Source organism: Variovorax sp. P4_D9 (assembly GCF_056401695.1).
On the sequence record NZ_JBFUIU010001251.1, the window covers coordinates 1 to 1,923 of the forward strand.

Here is a 1,923-nt window from a genome sequence, read left to right on the forward strand (position 1 = left end):
GAATTTCCCGGAGCGCAGGTTAATCAAGTGCGGGCGCATCGCCGCGAGCTGCCCGGGACTGAGACCTGAGTCGCGCGAAGCGGCGGTGCCCGAAGGAGTGCCTGTCATGGGCGCATAGACGTCTGCGTCGTGCTCGTGGTGCGACAGCTCCGCGTCGCCCGGCTCGACCACGACAAGCGCTGTCCGGCTCGCAGCTTTCACCAATTCGGCCAGAGCGAGATCAGGCTCGTCCGGGAAGGGTCGCTTGCTGGAGGTGGCGCCACGGCCTTTTGCGGCGGCCGCCGCCTTGGGCTGCCTCTCCGCCTCGACGAGGCCCACAATGGCCTCGTAGTCCAGACTGCTGCCGGGGCACGACTTGGGTGACATCGAGTTGTGAAACTTCAACGATCGCGCGGGCAGACCGAAGCGCTCTTGAACTGCCGCAACTACCGCAATGGCAGCGTCGCGTTGAGCACCGTCGAAGGGATCGTGACCCTCGTCGAAGTTGCCGATCATCTCGAACATGAAAGGACCGACTGCGCTGTTGCCGTTGAATCCAGCTGCACTGGCCGGCGCGCTGTTCCAATTGCGTCCGAGCCAGATTTCTCCATTGGGATCGATGGTGATGTGCTGAGCGATGTCGCTCCAGTGGTTCTCCTGTGTATGGAAACGCCACATGGAGACGATCGTCTCGTGCCCCCTGAAGTCCTTGCGTTCGGGCTTCCAGGTGTGGTGCATGTGCACGGAATCGATGTGTCGCGTGAACGGAAACTTCGCAAGAAGGTCTCGAAACTGCGACACGCTGAGGCGCTTGAAGGTCGGTGTTGCCATCGTCACTCTCCTCTTGCAGCAAGTTTTCACATGCAATTGACTGAGGTACTCCCTTGGACGGCACTGCTGCCTTCGGCGAATGTGTTCGCCGCATCCACACTCATCAGCCAAAAGTCACCCTGCACGATGTTCCATGGATCGTGGCGCAGCAACCTCAATGTGGAGGATGTTGATCCCGATTTCGCCGCCGGGCTCGACGAGTACTACGCGCTGCTCGCCAAGGAGCACGAACTTTCGCCGGCAAAGCGGACGCGGCTCGATGCACTGAGCTGGAAAATGACCCGGATTCGCCTGGTCGGCGACACGCCGCGCGAGCAGATCCTGCTGCGAACGATCGACGAGTACCTGGCGCGCGCCGATGCCGCCTCGCAGCCCATCGATCGACCCGGCGGAACTGCCCGGTGATCTGCAGCAGCGCCTGCTGGACCCGTACCGGATTCCCTGGTCGGCGACGAGTCGTCCGRCAGCAAGGCAACGCGTGCGGCCATCGATCACTACAAGGACGGCAAGACGCTGCCCTTCGGCCGGTACAAGGTCTACAAGTCCGATCCGGTCAAGCTGACGCTGAATACGCTTTTTCACGACAAGTGCGCGTACTGCGAGATGGACTACGGCGGCGCGCCGCTCGACGTCGAGCATTTCCGGCCCAAGTCGGAGATCGACGAGGTCGATCCAGCGACCTTCCGGCCGGTGCCCGGACGGGCGCCGACCGCGCCTGGCTACTATTGGCTGGCCGCCGCGTGGAGCAATCTGCTGCCGTCGTGCATCGAGGAGATGGCGTAGCGGTAGCCGGCCTTGCGATCATGCCGATCGAACGGATGGGGCAGCCGCGCCAGCCATTTGCGCAGCAGCCGATCGATCTTCCTGTCGTCCAGGCCATCGCAGATGCGCTGCAGCGCCTGGGGGTCTGCACAGGACAGCACGCCGTTGTCCAGCGCCTCGAAGGCGATGCCGCGCTTGCGCAATTGACACTTGGCGTACTCGTTACCGTTGATACACAGCTTGGCGTTGTAGGGGAAGTAGGAGCAAAACTTCAGGAAGAAAGCACCGAAGTCGCGGTCCACGCAGTAGAAGTAGTAGTGGTTGACCATCGCCGAGCCGTCCACCACCCAC

2 protein-coding genes and 1 pseudogene are annotated in these 1,923 nt (G+C 62.4%); 1 reads left to right on the forward strand and 2 read right to left on the reverse strand.

The annotated features are described in order from the left end of the window. Positions 1-810: peptidoglycan recognition protein family protein (locus tag AC1DY5_RS53600; protein ID WP_478122348.1), on the reverse strand; the 810-nt coding region annotated here is incomplete at its 3' end. Between the two features lie 30 nt (positions 811-840). On the opposite strand from AC1DY5_RS53600, the gene AC1DY5_RS53605 reads away from it, so the two are divergent. Continuing rightward, on the forward strand, positions 841-1,215 hold the full coding sequence (locus AC1DY5_RS53605; RefSeq protein ID WP_478122349.1) for a hypothetical protein: 375 nt from the start codon (positions 841-843) through the stop codon (positions 1,213-1,215). Between the two features lie 317 nt (positions 1,216-1,532). Here AC1DY5_RS53605 and AC1DY5_RS53610 read toward each other — a convergent pair. Then, positions 1,533-1,923 (reverse strand): annotated as a pseudogene (locus AC1DY5_RS53610) (hypothetical protein); the annotation flags it as partial.

What these genes read in the sequence shown, in the direction of transcription:
- AC1DY5_RS53605 (WP_478122349.1), top strand. Translation starts at nt 841, where the DNA reads ATGCAATTGACTGAGGTACTCCCTTGGACGGCACTGCTGCCTTCGGCG.